The sequence below is a fragment of the Maricaulis sp. genome (assembly GCF_048270265.1).
Taxonomy (GTDB): Bacteria; Pseudomonadota; Alphaproteobacteria; order Caulobacterales; family Maricaulaceae; genus Maricaulis.
Window position 1 is genome coordinate 21,481 of record NZ_JBLWTD010000026.1, and the last position, 17,952, is coordinate 39,432.

Annotated in this window: 12 protein-coding genes and 1 pseudogene; 11 read left to right on the forward strand and 2 right to left on the reverse strand. The window is 64.2% G+C overall.

All coding sequences use genetic code 11. The features are described 5' to 3' along the window. A partial coding sequence (locus ACN0YF_RS12600; protein ID WP_417494651.1) for an OprO/OprP family phosphate-selective porin occupies nt 1-691 on the forward strand: 691 nt, incomplete at its 5' end. Nucleotides 692-752: 61 nt separating this feature from the next. Next, nucleotides 753-1,808 (forward strand): substrate-binding domain-containing protein, encoded by a 1,056-nt coding sequence (locus tag ACN0YF_RS12605; protein WP_417494652.1) that lies wholly within the window; start codon nt 753-755, stop codon nt 1,806-1,808. A gap of 61 nt (nt 1,809-1,869) precedes the next feature. Here the strand turns inward: ACN0YF_RS12605 and ACN0YF_RS12610 are convergent, their stop codons facing one another. Next, nucleotides 1,870-2,937, reverse strand: coding sequence for a glycosyltransferase family 4 protein (locus ACN0YF_RS12610; protein WP_417494658.1), 1,068 nt, complete (start codon nt 2,935-2,937; stop codon nt 1,870-1,872). 294 nt (nt 2,938-3,231) lie between these two features. Here ACN0YF_RS12610 and ACN0YF_RS12615 point away from each other — a divergent pair, with 294 nt between their 5' ends. From ACN0YF_RS12615 to ACN0YF_RS12635, 5 genes are all read left to right on the forward strand, one after another. Further along, complete coding sequence (locus ACN0YF_RS12615) at nt 3,232-3,489, forward strand: hypothetical protein (protein WP_417482362.1); 258 nt, start codon at nt 3,232-3,234, stop codon at nt 3,487-3,489. Continuing rightward, nucleotides 3,486-6,629: a bifunctional proline dehydrogenase/L-glutamate gamma-semialdehyde dehydrogenase PutA gene (gene putA / locus ACN0YF_RS12620; RefSeq protein WP_417494653.1), complete on the forward strand. Its 3,144-nt coding sequence runs from the start codon at nt 3,486-3,488 to the stop codon at nt 6,627-6,629. Before ACN0YF_RS12615 ends, putA begins: the two co-directional genes overlap by 4 nt. A gap of 285 nt (nt 6,630-6,914) precedes the next feature. Next, nucleotides 6,915-8,810: a ribonucleoside-diphosphate reductase subunit alpha gene (locus ACN0YF_RS12625; RefSeq protein ID WP_417494659.1), complete on the forward strand. Its 1,896-nt coding sequence runs from the start codon at nt 6,915-6,917 to the stop codon at nt 8,808-8,810. A 229-nt stretch (nt 8,811-9,039) separates the two neighbouring features. After that, the gene (locus ACN0YF_RS12630; RefSeq protein ID WP_417482360.1) at nt 9,040-9,858 is read left to right on the forward strand and encodes a lipid A-modifier LpxR family protein; all 819 of its coding nucleotides are present in this window, start codon (nt 9,040-9,042) and stop codon (nt 9,856-9,858) included. 124 nt (nt 9,859-9,982) lie between these two features. After that, nucleotides 9,983-11,014: a ribonucleotide-diphosphate reductase subunit beta gene (locus ACN0YF_RS12635; RefSeq protein WP_417494654.1), complete on the forward strand. Its 1,032-nt coding sequence runs from the start codon at nt 9,983-9,985 to the stop codon at nt 11,012-11,014. Between the two features lie 602 nt (nt 11,015-11,616). Here the strand turns inward: ACN0YF_RS12635 and ACN0YF_RS12640 are convergent. Further along, nucleotides 11,617-14,193 (reverse strand): bifunctional aspartate kinase/diaminopimelate decarboxylase, encoded by a 2,577-nt coding sequence (locus ACN0YF_RS12640; protein ID WP_417494655.1) that lies wholly within the window; start codon nt 14,191-14,193, stop codon nt 11,617-11,619. A gap of 158 nt (nt 14,194-14,351) precedes the next feature. Here ACN0YF_RS12640 and ACN0YF_RS12645 point away from each other — a divergent pair, with 158 nt between their 5' ends. The 4 genes and pseudogenes from ACN0YF_RS12645 to ACN0YF_RS12660 form a co-directional block, all read left to right on the forward strand. Next, complete coding sequence (locus ACN0YF_RS12645) at nt 14,352-15,815, forward strand: AMP nucleosidase (protein WP_417482355.1); 1,464 nt, start codon at nt 14,352-14,354, stop codon at nt 15,813-15,815. A 63-nt stretch (nt 15,816-15,878) separates the two neighbouring features. Next, a complete protein-coding gene (locus ACN0YF_RS12650; protein WP_417494656.1) occupies nt 15,879-16,514 on the forward strand; it encodes a hypothetical protein in 636 nt (211 codons plus the stop codon). A gap of 91 nt (nt 16,515-16,605) precedes the next feature. Beyond that, nucleotides 16,606-17,376 (forward strand): tyrosine-protein phosphatase, encoded by a 771-nt coding sequence (locus tag ACN0YF_RS12655; RefSeq protein WP_417494657.1) that lies wholly within the window; start codon nt 16,606-16,608, stop codon nt 17,374-17,376. Next, nucleotides 17,373-17,952, forward strand: a pseudogene (locus tag ACN0YF_RS12660) (hypothetical protein); the annotation flags it as partial. The gene ACN0YF_RS12655 and the pseudogene ACN0YF_RS12660, both read left to right, overlap by 4 nt.

Genomic DNA, 17,952 nt, shown 5'->3' on the forward strand with positions numbered 1-17,952 from the left:
CAAGGCCGGGATCTATGGCGGCCGTCCGGGTGATCTCTCCGACAGCCTGGAGCTCGATGACAGCTCGGCCCTGGCGGCACGGGTCACCTATCTGCCGGTTCACACCGACGCGCTGCTGGTCCATCTCGGCGCCTCGCTGCGGCAGATGGATTACGGCAATGCCGGCACCCGGGTTGCGGTGCGGCCGGACGCGCACCTGACCGACCGCATTGTCACGGCCGATTTCCGCCCTGCCAGTGCGCTGGGCGAAGCCGACAGCTCGACCCTGCTCGGTCTCGAGGCGGCGCTGGTCTCAGGCCCGTTCCACGCCCACGCCGAATACATGACGATGGAGGTCGACGGACCGGCATCGAGCCCGCGCTTCGACAGCGCCTTCGTCAATCTCGGCTATTTCATCACCGGCGAGACCCGCAGCTACAGCACATCCAGCGGCACATTCAGCCGTACCCGTCCGGCGAGGCCGGTCTCCGAGGGCGGCTATGGTGCCCTCGAGCTCGCCGCGCGCTATGATTACTCCGACCTCAATGAGGTTGCGGCGGGCGAATTGACGACATGGACGCTGGGCATGAACTGGTATGTCGAGGATCATTTCCGCGTCATGGCCAATTATGTGACCGGCGAAGCGAGCGTGCCGGGTGCGGCGGCGACGGATGTTTCCGGGCCGCAAATCCGCGTGCAGTGGGACTTCTAGACATCACCGGTTCAGGTCCAATCCTGTACCATCTTCTCTGAATGAAAAGGGAAACAGACGCATGAAACTCACCACCCCCATCGCGGCCATCGCCGCAATCCTGGCGCTCGGCGCCGGGGCGCAGGCCCAGCAACGCGACCAGATCCGCATTGTCGGTTCCTCGACGGTTTTCCCGTTCTCGACCGCCGTTGCCGAATCCTTCGGTGCCAAGACGCGCTTTTCGACGCCGGTCGTCGAATCGACCGGTTCGGGCGGCGGTTTCCGCCTGTTCTGCGCCGGCGTCGGCCTTGACCAGCCGGACATCACCAATGCCTCGCGCCGCATGCACGCTTCCGAATACGAGCGTTGCCAGAATAATGGCGTCCGCGAGATCACCGAGGTCCGCATCGGTTTTGACGGTATCGTTCTGGGTGCCGCCGATCACGGCAATCCGCCGATGGAAATCACCCTGACCCAGCTCTGGCTCGCCCTGGCCGCCGAAGTGCCGGCCGATGACAGCTGCTCCAGCTTTGTCGCCAACCCCTACAGCCGCTGGTCGGATATCGATCCGTCGCTGCCGGGCCAGCGCATCGAGGTCTTCGGGCCGCCGCCAACGTCGGGCACCCGTGACGCATTCGTCGAACTGGCGATGCAGGGCGGCGCCGAGGGCATTGCCTGCATGGCCGCGCTGAAGGACAGCGATGGCGATCGCTTCGAAGGCATTGCCAGCCGTATCCGCGAGGATGGCAGCTGGGTGGATGCCGGCGAGAATGACAACGCCATCGTCCAGACCCTGACCAATACGCCCGACGCCTTCGGCGTGTTCGGCTTCTCCTTCCTCGACCAGAATTCAGATCGTCTGCATGGCGCCATCGTCGACGGCATGACGCCGGAATTCGAGGACATCGCCGATGGCACCTACCCGATTTCGCGCTCGCTCTACTTCTATGTGAAGAACCAGCATGCCGATCTCGTGCCGGGCCTGGCCGAGTATGTTGCCGAATTCACCTCTGACGATGCCTGGGGCGAGTATGGCTATCTCACCGATCGCGGCCTGATCCCGCTGCCCGATGGCGAGCGCGAAGCCATGGGCGAAGCCGCCCGTTCGCTGAGCGCGATGACGCAGGCGCCGGAATAGAGCGTCCGCCAGTCTGAAACGGAAAACGCCGCCCCTCGGGGCGGCGTTTTTTGTTCGGGTTCTAGTCTTCGACCCGCCGGCGGCGCAGGCGCTGCCAGAAGCGGCGCCGTTCCGGCTTGGGCTGGGGTTTCAGATTGATGATGAAATCGATCGCGCACTGGTGCCAGGAATGCTTCTCGGCATGGGCGCGCGGCGCGGCGCGGTCGATCTCGAGACAATCGAGACAGGCCTGGCGCAGATCCTCATTGATGAAGCCGCCGCCCGAGCCCGGGATGATGTCCTTGGGCCCGTGGGCCGGGAAGGCGGCAACCGGCGTGCCGCAGGCCATGGCTTCCAGATTGACCAGGCCGAATGTGTCGGTCCAGCTCGGGAAGACGAAGACATCGGCATCGGCGAAATAGCGCGCCAGCTCATCGCCGAATTTTGATCCCGGGAAGACGGTTTCGGGATATTTCTCGGCCAGCATTTCCTTTTGCGGACCGTCGCCGACCACAACCTTGGTGCCCGGCAGGTCGAGCTCGAGGAAACCCTCGATATTCTTCTCGACCGCGATGCGTCCGACATTGACCCAGATCGGCCGTTCCAGACCTTCATAGACGTCCTTGCCGTCAACCAGGCGCTTGTCCGGATTGAACTGCACCGTATCGACGCCGCGCGCCCAGGGGGTGAGGTTCTTGAAGCCGCGCGCGGCGAGATCGTCGCGCATGGACGGCGTCGTCACCATCATGCGGCCACCGGCATTGTGGAACCAGCGCATGAAGGCATAGCCGGCCGCGACCGGGATCAGCGGGAAGCGGGCGTGGACATATTCCGGGAATTTGGTGTGATAGCTGGTGGTGAATGGCAGTTTCCACTTCACGCAGATGGCGCGTGCGGCCATGCCGAGCGGGCCTTCGGTGGCGATATGGATCGCTTCCGGTTCGAATTCCTTGAAGCGCCGGGCGATATCCTTGCGGGCGCCGAAGGCGAGCTGGATTTCCGGATAGGTCGGCAGCGGCATCGTCTTGTAGCCGAGGCCGGGATGGATCACCTCGACCTCATGACCCATGGCGCGGCATTCCGCGACGGTGCGCGAGAGGGTGCGCACAACGCCATTCATCTGCGGTTCCCAGGCATCGGTCACCAGCATGATGCGCTGCGGGCGCTCATCGCCACCATTCGCCGCGTCATCCGAATCGCCTGTCGTGGCGGGCAGGGTGTCTTCGGCGCTGGTGTCGTCGTGTTCGGTTTGTTCGGTCATCGCGTTTATCTGTCGGCCTTCTTGCTACGGGCGGCGCCAGGCTCTGGCAGGCACGTCCTGTCTCTGGCCCAGCATAGCGGGCAATCGCGGGCATTGAAGCGGCGAAAGCGGTTGGCCCGGGCCGGGCCGGTTCGCCGCCGCGCACCGGCACGCCGGTACCGGGGGAATTGGGCTGGAAAAGCAGTGACGGTCAAGGTGAAGTATCTTGCCCCGCACCGGTTTGCCGTGAAAATTTCATCACCGGCCCTGGCGATTTCGCCCTTCCGGCGCAAGTTTTCCTCCCGGCGGGCCGGCTTCGGCGAAACGGGGCGTCGGGGCCGGATGCCGGCACCGCCGGGCAAACAGCTCAGTGGACTTGCCGCGCCGGAAAGCCGGCATCATTCTCCCGGCCATTCCCTGGCAGGCCATTCCGGCCGGTTGGTAAAGGAGATCCCGCTGTGACTATTCGGCCTCGCGACAGCATAAACTGGGACAGCCTCGACACGGTGAAATTCGCCGATGAGAACGAGGCCGTCAGCCATCTGGCTGACCGGACCGGCCTGGATGACGAGGCCCAGGTGCGCATCCGCACCGCCGCGATCAAACTGGTCGAACGCGCGCGCGCCTCAAGCCGCAATCGCGGCCTGATGGAATCCTTCCTGCAGGAATTCGGGCTGTCCAACCGCGAGGGGCTTGCCCTGATGTGTCTCGCCGAGGCACTGCTGCGCGTGCCCGATGCCGAGACCGCCGACCGTCTGATCGCCGAGAAGATTTCCGGCGGCGACTGGAGCGGCCATGCCGGCAAGTCGGAAAGCTGGCTCGTCAATGCCTCGACCCTGGGTCTGATGCTGACCGGCGGCGTGATCGAGATCGACCCGGAAGCCCGCAAGAACCCTTCGCTCTACCTGCGCAAGATGACACAGAAACTCGGCGAGCCGGTGATTCGTGCTGCCGTGATGCAGGCGATGCGGATCATGGGCGAGCAATTCGTGCTCGGCCGCACCATCAAGGAAGCGCTCAAGCGTGGCCGCAAGGCCGGCGCGACGCTGTGTTCCTTCGACATGCTCGGTGAGGGCGCCCGTTCCGCCGCCGACGCCGCGCGTTACCAGCAGCGCTATCTCGACGCGATCGCCGTAGTCGGCGCTGCGCGCGGCACCGGACCGGTCGAGCAGGTCCATGGCGTTTCGGTCAAGATCTCCGCGCTTCACCCGCGGCTGCACGCGGTCAAGCGCGACCGCGTGATGGCGGAAGTCTATCCGCTCCTGCTCGAACAGGCCCGCGCCGCCAAGGCCCATGATATCAGCCTTTGCTTCGACGCCGAGGAGAGCGACCGCCTCGTGCTGTCGCTGCAATTGTTCGAACGCCTCGCTCGCGAGCCCGAGCTGGAGGGCTGGAACGGTCTCGGCCTCGCCGTCCAGGCCTATCAAAAACGCGCACCGCTGGTGATCGAGCGCCTGATTGCCCTGGGCCGCTCGACCAATCGCCGCCTGCTCGTGCGCCTGGTCAAGGGCGCCTATTGGGACACCGAGATCAAGCTGGCCCACCAGATGGGCTGGCCGGACTTCCCGGTCTGGACCACCAAGCCGGCGACCGATCTCAACTTCCTCGGTTGCGCGCGCACCATGCTCGCCGCGCCCGACGCCATTTATGGTCAGTTCGCGACCCATAATGCGCATTCGCTCTGTGCGGTGCGCGACCTGGCCGAACAGGCCGGTGTCGAGAGTTATGAATTCCAGCGCCTGCACGGGATGGGTGAAGCGCTCTATCTCGCCGCGCGCGAGGCCTATGGCGAAGCGCCGGTGCGGGTCTATGCCCCGGTGGGCAGCCATGAGGACCTGTTGCCCTATCTCGTTCGCCGTCTGCTGGAGAATGGTGCCAACACCTCCTTCGTGCATTCCTTCCTCGATCCGGACGTGCCGGCCGAGGATGTGGCGCGTGGTCCCTTCGACGGCACCGGCAAGCTTGCCCGGCATCCCTCGATCGCCCGGCCGATGGAGCTTTACGGCGACGAGCGCGCCAATTCTGCCGGGATCGACCTGTCCCAGGCCAGCGTGCGCGAACGGCTCGCGAAAGCCGTCGAGGCGCTCGACGCGGCGGGGCCGATCGTGTCCGCGCCGCTGGTCGGTGGTATCGCCCGGCTTGGCGGTGTCGCCCGCGCCGGACAGGAAATGCCGGTTACCAGCCCGGTCGAGCGTTCACGAATCGTCGGCACGGTGCTTGAGGCGACGACCGAGGATATCGACGCGGCGTTCGAACTGGCGGTGGCGGCCCAGCGCATCTGGGATGCGCGCGGCGGCAAGGCCCGCGGTGCGATCCTGCGCGCCATGGCTGATGCCCTCGAGGCCGACGCCGACCGCTTCCTGGCGCTGATGGCGCGCGAAGCCGGCAAGACCCTTGCCGACGGTGTCGCCGAAGTACGCGAGGCGGCGGATTTCTGCCGCTATTACGCGGCCCAGGCCGAGCGCGAATTCGAGGCTCCGGTGCGTCTGCCCGGACCGGCAGGCGAGACGAATCATCTCGGCCTCAAGGGGCGCGGTGTGTTTGTCTGTATCAGTCCGTGGAATTTCCCGCTGGCGATCTTCACCGGCCAGCTGGCGGCGGCGCTCGCCGCGGGCAATGCGGTGATCGCCAAACCGGCGGAACAGACGCCCCTGATCGCCTATGAGGCGGCACGGCTGTTCTTCAAGGCCGGGCTGCCGGTTGATGTGCTGCACATCCTGCCCGGACGCGGCGAGAGTGTCGGCGCGGCGCTGACCTATGATCCGCGCACGGCGGGCGTGGCCTTCACCGGCTCGACCGATGTTGCCCGCATGATCAATCGCTCCCTTGCGGCACGCGATTGCGCGATCGCACCGTTGATCGCCGAGACCGGCGGGCTCAATGCCATGTTCGTCGACACCACGGCGCTGCGTGAACAGGTGGTCGATGATGCCGTGCTGTCGGCCTTTGGCTCGGCGGGGCAGCGCTGTTCGGCGCTGCGCATTATCCTGGTGCCCGAGGATATTGCCGACGAGATGATCAAGGCCATTGCCGGCGCCATGGATGAGCTGGCGATCGGCGATCCGGCCGACCCGGCCACCGATGTCGGACCGGTGATCGATGGCGAGGCGCGCGAAATCCTGTTCAGTCATATGGACCGCATGGAATCCCAGGGCGAGGTCATCCGCCATCTCGACGCGGGCAATTGGGGCGAGACCGGATGTTATTTCGGCCCGGCGCTGGTGGAGCTTCCCTCGCTCGATCTGCTGGAGCGCGAAGTGTTCGGTCCGATTCTGCACGTGATCCGATACAAGCGGCACCAGTTGCACGACATGGCCGCCGCGCTGGCGGACAAGGGCTATGGTTTGACCCTGGGCATTCACTCCCGGCTCGAGAGTTTCCACAGGCAAATCCAGTCGGCGGTGCCGGCCGGGAATGTCTATGTGAATCGGTCGATGACCGGGGCCGTTGTCGGGGTTCAACCCTTCGGCGGAGAGGGCTTGTCAGGCACGGGACCGAAGGCCGGCGGACCACACTATCTGCACCGTTTTGCGGGCGAGCGCTGTGTCACCGTCAACATCGCCGCCCAGGGCGGGGATCCGGAATTGCTCAATCTTTCCTGAGCAGGTCTCAAGCCGCACCACGCATTGTTTATGAGCCGTGCCCGGGAGATTAACCGGGTATGCCGGCTTGTGTCCGTCATTAATCGGTCATTAACTAAAAAAACCGCTTTCGACCGGTTTGCACCGTTGACCGCGGGCCAAAGGTTGATCCACTATATGTTGGGTCAGCCGGAGACGGCGACACACTATACAGGAATTTCCGGCCATTCAGGCCTGCCGGGTACGCGAATCATCCTGCGCGGACCGCGGGCAAGGATTGTCTCGGAGTTGAGGAGCATGACCATCATGACGCCACCGGATTCGGCCACCAGCCGCAAGATAGACAGCGGCGCGGACGTCGTCCGTACCCCCCGTCGCGGGCAGCCGAAAAACAATGCGGCAACGCATCTGCGCGTGGTGGAATCGATCCGCATCGACCGCAGCCGCGATGCCCTGCTGACCGAGTTCGGCAAGCGCACGCTGGAAGACCGCTATCTGCTGCCCGGCGAGAGCTATCAGGACATGTTTGCCCGCGTCGCCACGGCCTATGCCGACGATGCCGAGCACGCCCAGCGCCTGTATGACTATATCTCGAATCTCTGGTTCATGCCGGCCACGCCCGTGCTCTCCAATGGCGGCGCCGATCGCGGCCTGCCGATCTCCTGCTTCCTGAATTCCGTCGGCGATTCGCTCGACGATATTGTCGGCACCTGGACGGAGAATGTCTGGCTCGCCTCCAATGGCGGCGGCATCGGCACCTATTGGGGCGATGTGCGCTCGATCGGCGAGAAGATCGGCGTCAACGGCCAGACCTCCGGCATCATTCCCTTCATCCGCGTGATGGACAGCCTGACCCTGGCGATTTCCCAGGGCTCGCTGCGCCGCGGCTCGGCTGCCGTCTATCTCGACATCCACCATCCGGAAATCGAGGAATTCCTCGAAATCCGCAAGGCGTCCGGCGATTTCAATCGCAAATCGCTCAACCTCCATCACGGCCTCAACATCACCGACGCCTTCATGGAAGCGGTTCGCGATGACAAGGAATTCGAGCTGCTCTCTCCGAAGAGCAAGGAGGTCGTCAAGACCGTCAACGCCCGCAAGCTCTGGCAGAAGGTGATGGAGCTGCGCCTGCAGACCGGCGAGCCCTATATCATTTTCTCCGACACGGTGAATGACAACCTGCCGGCCCACCAGCGCAAGCTCGGCCTGAAGGTTCGCCAGTCGAACCTGTGTTCGGAAATCATGCTGCCGACCGGTTTCGACCACAAGGGCAAGGACCGCACCGCCGTGTGCTGCCTGTCCTCGCTCAATGCGACCAAATTCCTCGAGTGGAAGGATGATCCGACCTTTATCGAGGATATCTTCCGCTTCCTGGACAATGTGCTGCAGGACTTCATCGATCGCGCGCCGCCGGAAATGGAACGCGCTGTCTATTCGGCGATGTGCGAGCGGTCGGTCGGTCTGGGCCTGATGGGCTTCCACACCTTCCTGCAGCAGATGAATGCCCCGTTTGAATCGGCGATGGCGAAATCCTGGAACATGAAAATGTTCAAGCATATCCGCACCCATGCCGATGCCGCTTCGGTGACGCTGGCTGAAGAACGCGGGGCCTGCCGTGATGCCGAGGAGAATGGCGTCAAGGCGCGCTTCTCGCACAAGCTGGCGATTGCGCCGACCGCTTCGATCTCGATCATCTGCGGCGGTGTCTCCGCCGGCATCGAGCCGATCCCGGCCAATGTCTACACCCACAAGACCCTGTCGGGTTCGACCACGGTCAAGAATCCGCAACTCGAAGCCCTGCTCGAAGAGAAAGGGCTCAATACTCCGGAAACCTGGTCCTCCATCCTCGAGAATGAGGGCTCGGTCCAGCATCTCGACGCGCTCGACGAGCACGAGAAGGCGCTGTTCCGCACCGCCTTCGAGATCGACCAGCGCTGGGTGATCGAGCATGCCGCTGATCGCACGCCATTCGTGTGCCAGTCGCAATCGCTCAATGTCTTCCTGCCGGGCGATATCAATAAGTGGGATCTGCACATGCTGCACTGGACGGCCTGGGAGCGCGGCGTGAAATCGCTGTATTACTGCCGCTCCAAATCGGTCCAGCGCACCGCCTATGCCGGTTCGCAGAACAAGTCCGAGATCGAGGAGTCGCTCGCGGCCGCGGCCCCGACCGATTACGAGGAATGCCTCGCCTGCCAATAGGTCTCGCATCGCAACTGATTGAAAAGCGCCGGTTTCCCGCTTCGGGATGCCGGCGTTTTCATGTCCGGCCTGCACCGGAACCATTGGCGTGCTGGCGAGAAATCTGCCCGCCCGGCTTGCAATCTGGTGGACTCAACGTCGCGAAGCGCATTAACCTCACTCTCCTTGAGGGTGAATCCGGGTGCAGGGGCGCTGTGGATTTGCTTGTATCGCTTCTGGGGAGAGCGCGATGCGTCTGGGACGAACATCACAATTGCTTTGCGCCGGCGTCATTGCCTTCGCCGGGACCAGCTATGTGCTGACCACTCCCGGTTCGGCGAGGTCCGAATGGGCCTCGACCAGCCAGATGATCCAGGGCCAGTTTGAAACCCAGCCCACCGTCCGCCCGCTCTCGCCATCTGCTGCCCGTGTCGCCATGACGGCGTTGTCGCTCAATTCCGGCGATGCTGATCGCGACGCCTTTGCCGCGATGACCGTGGAGCCGGCGGCGCAGTTCGATATGGGCGCGGCCGGTACGATCAAGATCGCCCTGCTCGATGAAGCCGCGCGCGATGCGAGTTTCGGCATTGTGCGTCCGGGTGAGGGCGAGCATTCGCCGGTGGTGGTCAATCCCGCCGCCCGCGAGACCGTCGTCGCGGTCAATTACGAACGGGCCTTCGTTTCACGCGGCGAGGGCGATGAGCTGGATGTTTCCCTGACGCCGCGCGCCGGGGTCAGTGTCGGTCCCGATGGCTCCGCCGCCGGTGCCGGTGCCGAGGTCCGCATCGGCCGCTATCTCGCTGATGACTATCCCAGCTGGTACGTCTTCGCTGGCGCCGACCGCCGCGCGCTGATGTATGATCCGGCCCAGGGCATGGATTTCAACCGCGCCGTCTACATGACCGATCGTGAAGTGATCGGCGATGCCCAGGCCGGCGTCGCGGTCCGCGTCGGCGAGGTCGATCTCTCGCTCGCCTATGTCCAGCGCAATTACCGCTATGTCGTCGGCGTCGACAAGTTCCGCGAGAATGAGCAATTCGGTGCCGTGACCGTGAATTGGCGCTGGTAGACTCACTTTTTCCCCGACAAACTCACGCCAACCCGCATCTAGCTGTAGACGTTTTGCTAACCACAGACGCAATATGTTGTGTGTCGGGTCGAAACCGATTCCCATTTGCCTGAGGTGAGCCGCTATGACCGAGAAATCCGCTGACATTCCGGGTCTGATGACCCTGAGCCACGCCTACAAGCCTTTCCGCTATCCGTGGGCGCATGATTTCTGGAAGAAGCAGCAACAGGTTCACTGGATGCCGGAAGAAGTTCCGCTCGGTGAGGACTGCAAGGACTGGGCGACCAAGCTCAATGACAATGAGCGCAATCTGCTGACCCAGATCTTCCGCTTCTTCACCCAGTCCGACATCGAGGTGAACGACAATTACATGGAGCGCTATGCGCGCGTCTTCAAACCCGTCGAGGTGAAGATGATGCTGTCGGCCTTCTCGAATATGGAAACCATCCATATCGCGGCCTATGCGCTCCTGCTCGAGACGATCGGCATGCCCGACTCTGAGTTCTCCGCCTTCATGGACTACAAGGCGATGGCCGATAAGCATGATTTCATGCAGAAATTCGGCGTCGACACCAATGAGGACATCCTGCGCACCGTCGCCATGTTCGGCGCCTTCACCGAAGGCCTGCAGCTGTTCGCCTCCTTCGCCATGCTGATGAATTTCCCGCGCCTCAACAAGATGAAGGGCATGGGCCAGATCGTCACCTGGTCAATTCGCGACGAGAGCCTGCATTGCGAAGGCATGATCAAGCTCTTCCACGCCTTCGCCGAGGAAACCGGCGCGCTGAGCCAGGCGGTCAAGGATGATATCGTCGATTGCTGCCGCACCGTGGTGGCGCTGGAAGACAAGTTCATCGAGCTCGCCTTCGAGATGGGCGAAGTCGAGGGCATGACCCCGGCCGATATCAAGACCTATATCCGCTATATCGCCGACTGGCGTCTCGGCCAGCTCGGCCTGCCCAAGATCTACAATATCGAGAAACACCCGCTGCCCTGGCTGTCGGAAATCCTCAACGGCGTCGAGCACGCCAATTTCTTCGAAGCCCGCGCCACGGAATATTCCAAGGGCGCCACCAAGGGCGACTGGCACGGCGATGAGGGCGTCTGGGCCCTGTTCGACCAGGGCAAGTCGAAGAAGGTCGAGCCGGCGGAGTAGGGGCGCCGATCCAGACTCATCTTCGCCAAAGACCCAAACATTTGTCATCCCCGCCGGATGTCCGGCCTTGAGCCGGACGCAGAGCGGGGACCTACCCGCTCATCCAGCTCGTCTCACGGGTAGGTCCCTGATCTGCGTCCCGCTTTCGCGGGACATTCGTCAGGGATGACAACGGGTTGTATTTTGAATCAGCGATGTCGAGGCACGCAACCATGTGTCTGGGGGCATTGCGGACGATCCGTCGGGAAGTCTGCGCTTGTATGTTGCTGTATGTGTCCCTCGGGACCGTCCACAACCCGGTGAAGCCCGGCTCCTGAGAGCCAATTAAGGGCGGCCTGATCGCGGCCGGCCCGGCGCCACCCCTTCGCCCTTTCCTGTGCACCGTCCGGGGCGGAAGGTGGAACTATTATGGGCGCGTCCGGCAGGGGCAGGGATAAGTTGGTGGTGCGGTGAGGCAAGTCATTGTCATCGCTACTAAAATAACCAAACTTCTCGGGGGCATGCTCCCGCTTCAGCGGGTGCGTGTCCCCATTTCGTGGACGAGTATCCACCACGCAAAACGGGACACGCACCGGCCATGCGGCCGGAGCATGTCCCGCCTGTCAGATCACCGCCTCGCCGGCTGGCTCCCTCATATTATAGCTCGAGGCCATCACCCGGCCGTAGGCGCCGCCATTGGCGATCAGGAAGACGTCGCCCTCATAGCTTTCCGGAAGCAGGCGCTGGGCGCCCATCCGGTCGGCGGTCTCGCAGATCGGGCCGACGATATCGGCGACGTATGCCGGGGCGTCGTCGAGGTGAGTGAGGTTGAAGATCTCGTGGCGGGCGCCATAGAGGGCCGGGCGGATCAGGCTGTTCATGCCGGCATTGATACCGACAAAGCGCGCATCGGGTGTCTGTTTCAGCTGGGTGACGCGGGCCAGCAGCACGCCGGCTTCGGCGATGATGAAACGGCCCGGCTCGAGCCAGAACCGGTATTGCGGGAAGGCGGTGTGCAGGTCGGTGAGCACGGTGCCGAGGGCCTCCATATCGATGCGGCGGGCACCGGAGGCCTCGTCGACACCCAGGCCGCCTCCAAGATCGAGAATGCGCACATCGGGCAGGGCCCGCGCCGTCTCGGCCAGGAAAACGCCGACCCGGCGCCAATGATCGGGATCGCTGATGCCGCTGCCGGAATGGACATGCAGGCCGATGATTTTCGCGCCGGCCTTCGCGGCCAGTTCGATGCCCTCGGGCAGTTCGTCGGCGTGCAGGCCGAACTTGGCGTCGGGGCCTGCGGTGCGGACATGCTTGTGATGGCCTTCGGGGCGCTGGGGATTGATCCGCAGCGTGATTTCCCGGCCGGCGAAAATCTCCGGCCAGTGGCGCAGCGGGTGCAGCCCGTCGAGGGTGACATGCACGCCCAGCGCCATCGCCTCGGCATATTCGGCGCGCGGCGCGAAATTGGGCGTGAACAGGATGCGGTCCATGGGCAGGTCCGGCACGGCCGCCATCGCCGCATGAACCTCGCCGATCGAGACGCATTCGACGCCAAGCCCGGCGGCGACGGCGGTGCGGATCACATCGGGATGGCCATTGGCCTTCATCGCATACCAGCCGCGGTCCAGATGCGGCAGCGAGGCGACGGCTTCGGCGCGTGCCTTCACGGTCTCCAGATCATAGACATAGAGCGGCGCATCAGACGGGCACAGCGCCAGCAGGGCGTCGCGCTTGCTGCGCCACCAGGCGCCCGGTCCGGCCGCGCCGGTATCGGCATCAATCTGGCCGATCTCGCGCCAGCTCGGGCCGAAGGTCGGGTCGAGCGGCTTGGGCTGGATCAGTTGGTCGTGCAAACGGCGGCAGAGCGGCTTGCCCTGGTCCTCGTCGACGACGACGGTGAGATTGAGATCATTCGCCGCCTGGCTGATCAGGCGGACGGGATAATGGGCAAAGGCCTCCATTGCCGGCCCGAGCTGGGCCAGCAGGGCACGTACGCCGCGCCCGACCATGGAGACGGCCGCGCAATGCTCGATCATCTCGACGCGGGCAATGGTGGCGAGCTCGTCCTGCAAGGCTGCCAGTACGGCCGGCGTGAGGCTTGGATCGGCATCGAGCGAGACTGTGACACTGGTCTGCGAGGTCGAGACCAGGTCGATCGAGACGCCATGGCGGGCGAAGGGTTCGAACGCGCTGGCGAGGAAGCCGGCCGCATGCCACATGCCGTCGCTGTCGAGGGTGATCAGCCGGACGCCGAACTTGACCGAGACGGCTTTCAGGCGCGGTGCGTCTTCTGACGGGGTGGCGCTGATCGTGGTGCCGCTCATTTCCGGGCGGTGGGTGCACAGCACCTGCATCTCGATCCCGGCCTGGCGCACCGGTGCGATGGCGCGCGGATGCAGCACGGAGCCGCCCATGGAGGCGATCTCCTGGGCCTCGTCATAGCTGAGGGCCTTGATCTGGCGCGCCGCGCCGGTCAGCCGCGGATCGGCGGAGAAGAAACCGGGCACATCGGTCCAGATTTCCAGCCGCTGCGCCCCGAGCTTGGCCGCGAAACAGGCGGCTGAGGTATCGGAGCCGCCGCGGCCGAGCAGGGCGGTATCGCCGTCGGGGCGGCGGGCGATGAATCCCTGGGTCAGCACGGTGTCGAAGGCCGGGCCTTGCAGACGGGTTTGCAGTGCCGGGTCGGCCGAGTAGTCGCAATCAGCGCTGAGATAGCCATTGACCGCGCCGGTGGTGCGGCTGGCCAGCAGATCGCGGGCATCGAGCCATTGGCAGGCGGTGCCTTCCCGGTTGAGCCAGGCGGCGCCAAGACTGGTCGCCATCAGCTCGCCCTGGGCCATGATGCGGGCCCGCAGGCGCGGCGAGGCATCTCCCGTCAGCGCCACACCGGCCCGCAAACGGGCCAGTTCGCCAAGGAAGGGCGCCAGCACTGTCTCGCCATCAATGTCGAGTTCGTCAGCCAGATCAAGATGTTGAACCTTGATCGCATCCAGCTCCGCCTCGCCATCGCCGGCGATGGCGGCGGCAATCAGGGCTTCGAGCCGGTTGGAAATGCCGGCAATGGCGCTATGGACGACGAAGACGCGCTTGCCCTCGGCGCGCAGGGTCTCGATGCGTTTGGAGATGACGCGCCAGTCGGCCAGCGATTTGACGCTTGTGCCGCCGAATTTCAGAACGATCCAGTCTTGCGCGTTATCCATGGTGACCTCCAACCCACATGAGGGTGCCCGGCTGCCTTACAGGCCTGGTGGCTTGCGGCCAACGCCTGTTTGGCCCTCCGTGTGTTATTGCTCCCATACTGCCCGTATCCGGGAGTTTCGCGTTTACCCCTGCTGCAAAATCGTGCATGAGACTGGCGATGATGCCTTTTGAAATCGCGAAAACGCCTTCCGACGCCGTGGACCAGCTGATTGTGCTGCACCAGGCCTCCGTTGAGCGTCTCCAGACCGCTCTGAAAGCCTTCCTCGATGGCGGTCCTCCACCCTCTCCCGAAGCCCGCGCCGCAGGCGCCTTTGCCTATCCGGAATTGCGGGTCACCTACCTGCCCGACGGGCCGCCGCCGCCGGTCAGCCGCGCCTTCGGCAAGTTCACGGATACAGGCGTTTACGCCAATACGATCACGCATCCGGAATTGTTCCGCGACTATCTGATCGAGCAATTGACGCTGCTCAATGACGAGTATGCGATCACGATCGAGACCGGATTGTCCGATGTCGAAATGCCGTTTTCCTACGTGCTCGACGGCGCCGATGATCTCGACATGGATGCGGCGAGCCCGGCCGAGCTGGTCAGCCATTTCCCCTATGCCGATCTGAGCAAGGTCAATGATGACCTGCCCAACGGGCTGAGCCCCTCGACCCCGGGCGTGGTGCGGCCGCTGAGCCTGTTTGCCGCGCCGCGCGTCGATTATTCGCTGCAGCGCCTGCGCCACTATACCGGCACGCCCTATGAGGATACGCAGCAATTCATCCTCTTCACCAATTATCACCGCTATGTCGACGCCTTCTCGGCCTGGGCGATCCGGCAGCTGAAGGAGGATAATCACTATGAATCCTTCTCCGCCGCCGGCTTTGTCGAAGTCGATGCCAAGACGCCCAATGCCCATGCCCTGGTCGAGGGTGCGCCCTGGCGGCGTTTCCAGATGCCGGCCTATCACCTCAAGGCACCGGGCGGCCGCGGCATCACCCTGGTCAATATCGGCGTCGGCCCGTCCAACGCCAAGACCATCACCGACCATCTCGCCGTGCTGCGCCCGCAGTGCTGGCTGATGATCGGCCATTGCGGCGGGCTGCGTCATTCCCAGCGGCTCGGCGATTATGTGCTCGCCCACGCCTATCTGCGCTATGACGGCGTGCTCGACGAGGATCTGCCGATCGAGGTTCCCGTGCCGCCGATTGCCGAGATCCAGATCGCGCTGGAAAGCGCTGTGGCCCAGGTCAGCGGTGACAAGGGCGAGGCCCTCAAGGCGCGCCTGCGCACCGGCACTGTTGCCACCTTTGCCGACCGGAACTGGGAATTGCGTTACGCTGCCCAGGCGCGGCGCATCAACCAGTCGCGCGCCATCGCGGTGGACATGGAATCGGCGACGATTGCCGCCAATGGCCTGCGCCTGCGCGTGCCCTATGGCACCTTGCTCTGCGTCTCCGACAAGCCGCTGCATGGCGAGCTGAAACTGCCGGGCGCCGCCAATCTCTTCTATCAACGATCGGTCTCCGAACACCTGGCGGCCGGTATCGAGACGGTGGAGATCCTCAAGCGGGACCGCGGCGCGGCGCTGCATTCGCGCAAGCTGCGCAGTTTCGACGAGCCGCCCTTCCGCTAGGATCCGGGCTGTTCCCGGGCGGGCATTTTGCCTAGTCTGGTCCTCCAGCTATGGGAATTTGCCATGTCGTCCACTGCTTCCAGACTGCCCTCATGGTTCAGCCGTGCTGTCGTCGAGGCGGCGCTGATTGTGTTCGCGGTGGTGCTCGGCTTCATCGTCAATGAGTGGCGCGAGGATGTCGCCGACCGGCACGCCGCGGAAATCGCGATGGGCCGGGTCGTGGCCGAGATGGAAAGCAATATTGGCCGGCTCGAAGCGGTGGCCAGCTATCACGAGGCCGTGGTCGAACGGATCCAGGACCGCCTGGCAGAGATCGAGGCGGAGCCGGCGACGGGCCGCAGCGTGCTGTTTGACGAGCTTCCGCTCATCATGCCGCGTGGCATCAATGCGCCGGGCCTGACCAGCTTCGCCTGGGAGCATGCCCAGCAGCACGGTCATCTCGATGTCCTGCCCTACGAGACGGTGTCGGAAACGGCGCGGGTCTATACCTTGCAGGAAAGCGGCGTTGAGGCGACCTGGCGGCAGATCGTGGATCTGGTCTTCTCCGGTCCGCAGGTGATGCGCGAAGAAGACATCACGCCGAGCCTGAGATTCACGCAGATCGGCTTCCAGGAACTCGCCTCGCAGGAGCGTTTCCTGATCGGCCAGTACCAAACCGTGGTTGATGAGCTGCGCGCGGACGGTCTTGGGTCGGAATAAACACCAGCCCGGAACCGGTCTGAAGGGGAACTCGCGGCAAATTTCCGCTTCCGGCCTTGCCGGAGACGAGGCGATTGCGTACCTCCAAGACATGACACGGATCCAGTCCCTCGACGGCGTTCACAATTTTCGCCATTTCCATGGCTATGAAGCCGCCGATGGCACGCGCGTACGCCCGGGCCTTTACCGCTCCGGCCATTTCTCGCGCTCCAGCGAAGCTGACCGGGATCTGGTGCGCACGCTGGGCATTGCCGTGATTGCCGATCTGCGCCGGCCGCGTGAGCGCCAGGCGGAACCCTCGGCCTGGCCCGAGGATCATGCCCTGCGGGTGATTTCCTCCGACGCCGATGATGATGGCGAGCCGCCGCACCTCAAATTCCTGCGTACCGGCGATCATTCGCTCGAAGCCGTGCGCGGCTATATGCAGAGCGCCTATCGCCGTATCCCGCGCGAAAAGGGCAATCAGTCCGTCTTCCGTGAGGGTTTCAAGGCCCTGGCCTCGGGCGAGGCCGATAGTGGGTTTCTGGTCCATTGTGCCGCCGGCAAGGACCGGACCGGGATTTTCTGCGCCCTGGTGCTCGAGGAGCTCGGCGTCGATCCGGACGCGATCATCGAGGACTACCTGCTGACCAATGCGGCCGTCGATTTCGACACCCTGGTGCCGATGGTGCGCAAGCGCCTGAAGGATGATTACGGCAAGGTGATGCCCGACGAGGTGATGCGCGCCTTTCTCGGTGTCGAGGCCGACCTCCTGCGCACGGCCCTCACCACGATTGGCGATCGCGATGTCTATCTGCGCGATGTGCTCGGGATTACCGATGCCGAACGCGCCGCCCTGCGGGAGCGCTGGCTGCAGCGATGACGCCGATGCTGCAGGCCGCTGCATTGCCCCTGCTCGAGATCGTCCGGCCCTGGCGCGACCCGATGCTGGCCTTTGCGCCCCTGGCGGATGAGGATCGCGCCCTGTTGCTCCATGATGGCCGCAATGGCCGTGCCCGGATCTTCGCGCGGCCTTGCCAAACCTTCGACGATGGATCGCGGACCGGGTTTGAAACCCTGCAGGCGGATTTTCGCAGTGGCCGGGCCGAGGGCGTGCTGGCGGGCCTGTTCGGCTATGATCTGGCCGGCGCGTTCGAGGCGATTCCCTCCCATGTGGCACGCTGGCCGGCGCTCGCCTTTGCGCGTTATCCCGCCTGGGCCGAGTTCGACCAGGCGGCCGGAACGCTGACCGTGCGCGGCCACGACCGGGAGCGGGCGATGCAACTGGCCGATATCCTGTGTGCGGACCGGGCGGCGCCATCCATCGCTGTGACCGGCACCGCCAGCTGGTCGCCGCGCTGGTCCCAGACCCGATATCTGGCTGCGGCCCGCAAGGCGCGCGATTATGTTCATGTCGGCGATGTGTTCCAGGTCAATCTCTCGCAGGCCTTTGACGCCG

Excerpts from the sequence above, each read along its gene's own strand:
- ACN0YF_RS12605 (WP_417494652.1), top strand. The coding sequence starts at position 753 with ATGAAACTCACCACCCCCATCGCGGCCATCGCCGCAATCCTGGCGCTC.
- ACN0YF_RS12610 (WP_417494658.1), bottom strand. The coding sequence starts at position 2,937 with ATGCTGGTGACCGATGCCTGGGAACCGCAGATGAATGGCGTTGTGCGC.
- ACN0YF_RS12625 (WP_417494659.1), top strand. The coding sequence starts at position 6,915 with ATGACGCCACCGGATTCGGCCACCAGCCGCAAGATAGACAGCGGCGCG.
- ACN0YF_RS12630 (WP_417482360.1), top strand. The coding sequence starts at position 9,040 with ATGCGTCTGGGACGAACATCACAATTGCTTTGCGCCGGCGTCATTGCC.
- ACN0YF_RS12635 (WP_417494654.1), top strand. The coding sequence starts at position 9,983 with ATGACCGAGAAATCCGCTGACATTCCGGGTCTGATGACCCTGAGCCAC.
- ACN0YF_RS12640 (WP_417494655.1), bottom strand. The coding sequence starts at position 14,193 with ATGGATAACGCGCAAGACTGGATCGTTCTGAAATTCGGCGGCACAAGC.
- ACN0YF_RS12645 (WP_417482355.1), top strand. The coding sequence starts at position 14,352 with ATGATGCCTTTTGAAATCGCGAAAACGCCTTCCGACGCCGTGGACCAG.
- ACN0YF_RS12650 (WP_417494656.1), top strand. The coding sequence starts at position 15,879 with ATGTCGTCCACTGCTTCCAGACTGCCCTCATGGTTCAGCCGTGCTGTC.
- ACN0YF_RS12655 (WP_417494657.1), top strand. The coding sequence starts at position 16,606 with ATGACACGGATCCAGTCCCTCGACGGCGTTCACAATTTTCGCCATTTC.